At 68.7% G+C, this 4,578-nt stretch carries 7 protein-coding genes; 3 read left to right on the top strand and 4 right to left on the bottom strand.

The genetic code is table 11. The features are described from left to right. A partial coding sequence (locus FPZ41_RS45040; RefSeq protein ID WP_152870536.1) for a DUF397 domain-containing protein occupies nucleotides 1–106 on the bottom strand: 106 nt, incomplete at its 3' end. 11 nt (nucleotides 107–117) lie between these two features. Beyond that, a complete protein-coding gene (locus tag FPZ41_RS45035; protein ID WP_322621541.1) occupies nucleotides 118–1,029 on the bottom strand; it encodes a Scr1 family TA system antitoxin-like transcriptional regulator in 912 nt (303 codons plus the stop codon). A gap of 199 nt (nucleotides 1,030–1,228) precedes the next feature. Here FPZ41_RS45035 and FPZ41_RS45030 point away from each other — a divergent pair, with 199 nt between their 5' ends. After that, entirely contained in the window at nucleotides 1,229–1,639 is a 411-nt protein-coding gene (locus FPZ41_RS45030; RefSeq protein WP_322621540.1) for an ATP-binding protein, read from the top strand. 4 nt (nucleotides 1,640–1,643) lie between these two features. Here FPZ41_RS45030 and FPZ41_RS45025 read toward each other — a convergent pair whose 3' ends face one another. Next, nucleotides 1,644–2,219, bottom strand: a complete 576-nt coding sequence (locus FPZ41_RS45025) for a TetR/AcrR family transcriptional regulator (protein ID WP_152870534.1) — start codon at nucleotides 2,217–2,219, stop codon at nucleotides 1,644–1,646. Between the two features lie 107 nt (nucleotides 2,220–2,326). On the opposite strand from FPZ41_RS45025, the gene FPZ41_RS45020 reads away from it, so the two are divergent. Next, nucleotides 2,327–3,043, top strand: coding sequence for a CPBP family intramembrane glutamic endopeptidase (locus FPZ41_RS45020; RefSeq protein ID WP_152870532.1), 717 nt, complete (start codon nucleotides 2,327–2,329; stop codon nucleotides 3,041–3,043). A gap of 34 nt (nucleotides 3,044–3,077) precedes the next feature. Here FPZ41_RS45020 and FPZ41_RS45015 read toward each other — a convergent pair whose 3' ends face one another. Next, nucleotides 3,078–3,986: a LysR family transcriptional regulator gene (locus tag FPZ41_RS45015; RefSeq protein WP_152870530.1), complete on the bottom strand. Its 909-nt coding sequence runs from the start codon at nucleotides 3,984–3,986 to the stop codon at nucleotides 3,078–3,080. A 147-nt stretch (nucleotides 3,987–4,133) separates the two neighbouring features. Between FPZ41_RS45015 and FPZ41_RS45010 the strand changes: the two genes are divergently transcribed. After that, complete coding sequence (locus FPZ41_RS45010; protein ID WP_152870528.1) at nucleotides 4,134–4,484, top strand: DoxX family protein; 351 nt, start codon at nucleotides 4,134–4,136, stop codon at nucleotides 4,482–4,484. Nucleotides 4,485–4,578: the final 94 nt, after the last annotated feature.

Below are 4,578 nucleotides of genomic sequence, written 5' to 3'. Positions count from 1 at the left end.
GGTGTATCGCGGTGGGGGCGGCGGGTCTGGCGGCGAGTTCGACGCACGTGTCGCCCGAATCGGCGCCAGAAAAGGACGACTTCTGCCAGTGGAGGGTGCTGTGCATGGTGGTTCCCTTCACAGCTCGTGGGCGATGCGGCTGATGACGTCTCGGGATTCCGCGGGCGGGAGAGCTGCCAGCATCACTCGCTCATAGCGCTTTCGGTACTGCCTCAAGCGCGACTCGGCGTCGAAGAACTCGGGGTCATGGCCCGTGTCTGTCTGCACAGTGTCGAGTTGGGGAACGGGGCCGTGCAGATAAAGCATCGAGTACCCGCTCCCGGCGAAGTCCTCTGTGTCGAAGGGCAGAACACGCACGGTCACGTTGTCCAACTCCGACCGTTCGAGGATCTGCTTCAGCTGGGTCCGGGCCGTATCGCGGCCACCCACGCGGATGCGGAGAGCCGCTTCGTGGATGACCGCTTCGTACGGCGTTCCGGATGAACCTGCGAGGACCTGTTGCCGTTGAGCGCGGAACGCCACAAAGGCCTCCAGGTCTCGCTTGGGTACATCTGACGACATGTAGCTGAACATGGCCTGCATGTGGTCCTCGGTCTGCAACAGGCCTGGGACATGGGCGACTTGGAAGGTACGGATGCGGGTGGCGTGATGCTCGCACTCCGCGATGTCGAGCCCTTGGGGAGCAACGACTCCCCGGTACTCCTCCCACCACCCCTTACCGCGTTCATTCGCCATCCTCACCAAGGCATCGACGTACGCCGCGTCGTCGCATGCGCAGTGCGTGGCCAAGCGGCGAATGCGGTCCTCGCTGATCCCGCTGCGACCGGCTTCGTAGGCGCTCTGCTGAATGGGATTCGTGCCCAGGAGTGCGGCGGCCGCACGAGCTGTCACCCCAGCACTCTCGCGGATCTTGCGCAGTTCGGCACCCAGGCGCTCCTGCCGGGCGGTTGGGGTGCTCCTAGGGGGCATGGTGCTCTCTTCCTGGTCGCTCGGCTGACGAGTATGCCGCGCACGCGAGTTGAGGGTCACCGGAACGTGGCCAATCTCCGGCTTCAGGTTGTGCCGTCACCAGGTTAAGCCCTACCTTCTGTGACGTAGGCGACACTCTTGGTCATCATGCCTTGTTGCGCCTCAACTCCCGTATGCCCAAGACCAGTTGCCCAGTTGGAAGCGCGGCCTTCTCCCCCCAGCAGTCGCCTCTCCCCCCTCGTAAAGGAGTCGATCAGTCGTGCCCGAATACACCCTCAGGTGTCCACCGCTGGACACCACTCCCCGTATCGCCCGCGACTTCGTGACCTCCGTCCTGAGTGCCCTGGGGCTGGACGCCCTCGTGGACGACGCGACCCTCTGCACCTCCGAACTGGTCACCAACTCCTGTGTCCACGCGAAGGGAACGGGCGCCGTTTTACTCCTCACCGCGGAGTGTGAGGCCGTCCGCGTCACGGTCTACGACGAGGACCGAACGCCCCCTGCCCTCCGCGAGGGCTACGACGGTGAGTCGGGCCGCGGGCTCTGGATCGTCGACGCGCTCACGGAGGGCCGCTGGGGAACCGAGCTGCCGGCGCCGCGCCTCGGACTCGACAGCAGTGAGGGGAAGGGGGTCTGGTTCGAACTGGGCAAGGGGTCCAGCTCGGCTTGAGTGGTCAGGAAACGATGCGCTCGGCGAACCGGCGGAGTGCCGTTGTCGCCGCGCCCAGATCGACGCGATCGGGGAAGAAGAACAGGTTGAGGTTGAGTCCGTCGATCAGGGCGAGAGCCTGCGTGACGTGAGCATCGACGTCGGCCGGTGCGACATGCCCCTGGGCGGCGAGCGCGCCGAACCAGCGGAGCAGTGTCTCCTCCGAGGCCTGGCGCCCGCTCTTGAGGATCTCCATGACTCCCGCGTCGCCGCCGAGGGCCAGCCGGTGCAGCTCGGCCCAGGCGGTCAGCGCCTGCACCTGCTCGTCGGGCCGCGGCGTGAACTGTGCGAGGCAGTCGTACAGGCGGGCGGCCGGATCGCGGCTGTCGTCGGCGATGTCGAGGTCCCCGAGAACGTTGGTGACGCCCTGGCTCGCGACCGCCTGATGGAGGTCGGCCTGGGACGGGAAGTAGTGCCGCAACGTGCTCGCCCCGACGCCGGCCGCGGCCGCGACGGACCGGACGCTCAACGCTCCGACGCCTTGCTCGTACGCCAGCCGGAGGGCCGCGGCGAGGATCTCTTCCCGCCTGCTCTTGTTCATGGGAAGCGACCCTAGCACGGCGTACTGGTACGACGTGCCGGTACGGTGTACTGGTACGCTGTGCCAGCACGGCGTGCCAACGCAATCCCGCTGATCAGGAGCATCGAATGCACGAGACCCTCCGCCCCGTACTGGCTGAAGCGCCCGTCGAGAGGACGTCGCGCCCCGGCTGGCCCGAGATCGTCGCCGGCCTGGCCGCCTATGCGGTCCTCTTCGCGGCGGTGGCCGTGTATCTGCGGCATGCCGACCTGTCGGCCGCCATGGAGGGCGTCATCGGGTTCGTGCTCTCCGCGGTGATGGGGTTCGGCGCCTTCGCGGTCGCCGCCCTGCTGCGGATCCGGCGGCTCGCGCCGTTCGGCGTGCGGCGCGCGAGCGGGGGGTCATTGCTCGCCGCCGTCGGGCTCGGCGTCGTCGCCTTCGTGCTCTCCGCGATCGCCTCGGCGCTCTACCAGGCTGTCGCGGGCGATCACCAGAACGTCCAGGCCGGCTACCAAGAGGCCGCCGCGGGCGGCATCCTCTGGTATCTCACGACCGCGGTGTCCGGGTTCATCGCCACCCCGATCGGCGAGGAGCTCATCTTCCGCGGGGTGCTGGCCAACGCCCTGGGCCGCTACGGGGCCTGGGTCAGCGTGCTCGCGAGCGCCACGGTCTTCGCGCTCGCGCACGGCATCAACCCGGTGCTGCCCGTCGCGTTCGTGATCGGCGTCGTCAACGCCCTGCTGCTGCGGCGCACCGGCTCGGTGTGGCCCGGCATCGTCGTCCACGGCGTCAACAACGCGCTCGCCATGTCGGTGCCCGTGATCGTCGCCCTGGCGACCACGTGAGCCGTCCGCGGCTGAACCAGGGCTCCAAGGACGATCAGGAAGTGGTCTCCTCCGGCCAAGGCCTGTCCAGGCAGCAGCGGACGAAATCCTGAACGACGGGGTTGGCGTCGTCGGCGGGCGCCCAGGCGACGCCGACCCGACTGGGGCTGACGCCGCTGACGGGACGGTACGTGATGCCGGGCCGTGCGTAGAAGCGGGCGGCGGATGCGGGGGCGAGGGCGACGCCGTAGCCGTTGGCGATGGCGCTGAGCCAGTCGTCCGGCTGGTCCGTGACGGCGCCGATGCGGACCGGGTGGCCGTCGCGTTCGTCGGCGGCCAGCCAATGGTCTCGCCACCAGCCTGTTTCGGGCGGGGCGGCCACGAACGGCTCTTCCCACAGATCCCGGAAGGCGATCACGTCGCGCGCGGCGAGAGGGTGTCCTTCGGGTAGGGCGACCCAGCGGGGCTCGGTGAACAGGGCCGCCGTCCGCAAGGCGTCCTCTCCGGGGAAGGGCAGCCGCAGCAGAGCGACGTCGACGTCCCCGTCGGCGAGCCCGGCGCTCGGGACCGACCAGGCGGCCTGCCGCATGTTCACGCGCCAGCCCGGTCGGCGTCGCGTGAACTCCGCGATGATGCCCGGGGTTGCTTCGTTGGCGGCACTGGCGATGAAGCCGACCCGCAGCACGCGGGCTGCTCGGCTGGCGGCGCTCTTGGTCTCCCGCAGCACCAGATCCCAGTCGGTCAGCAGGTCGGGCACCCGCTCCGCCAGGATCCGGCCCGGTTCAGTGGGGCTCATTCCGGTGCGGGACCGCGTGAACAGCCGCACTCCGAGCTGCGCCTCAAGTTGCTTGATCTGCTTGGTCAGCGCCGGCTGGGACACGAACAGCCGTTCCGCGGCGCGGGTGAGGGTCCCCTCCTCCACCACCGCGATGAAGGAGCGCAGTAGCCGGGTGTCCACATCCATGCCCACAGGTTATGGATGCGTGTATTGGACGTCGCTCAAGGGCTCGGGAAAGGCTGGAACAGTCAACCGGTCGAGGTGAGCACGCAGGACTCGTCGGCCTCACCGCCTCACCGGCCTCACGACGCGTTCGACTGAAAGGCGCGGCACATGTCCACCGCCTACGCGATCATCACCGTCACAGCGATCCTGGCCAACGCCGGAATCGCCGTCGCGGACCTCTTGAAAGCCAGGTTCGTCCTCGCCAACTCGGCTGAAGTGGGCCTGCCGCAGTGCTGGCTCCCGTGGCTCGCCGCGCTCAAGGCCGCCGGAGCCGCCGGTCTCCTCCTCGGGCTCAGGGGGGTGCCCTTCATCGGCGTCGCCGCCGCGGTGGGGCTCGTCCTGTTCTTCATCGGCGCCGTCGCCGCGCACATCCGTGCCCGCGTCTACTACAACATCCTTTTCCCCGGCGGCTACCTGACTCTGGCCGCCGCCTCTCTCGTTCTCGCCGTCGCGCGATAGACGTCAGAGCTGTCAGAGCTGTCCGGGCTGTCCGGGCTGTCCGGGCTGTCTAGGGCGGCCGAGTCCCGACCACCGTTCACAGCCCCCGCCCCGC

Origin of the sequence: Streptomyces acidicola, assembly GCF_009377235.1 — a bacterium.
Lineage (GTDB): Bacteria > Actinomycetota > Actinomycetes > Streptomycetales > Streptomycetaceae > Streptomyces > Streptomyces acidicola.
The sequence above is the reverse complement of the archived record's forward strand: the minus strand, read 5'-3'. Positions and strand labels throughout refer to the sequence as shown.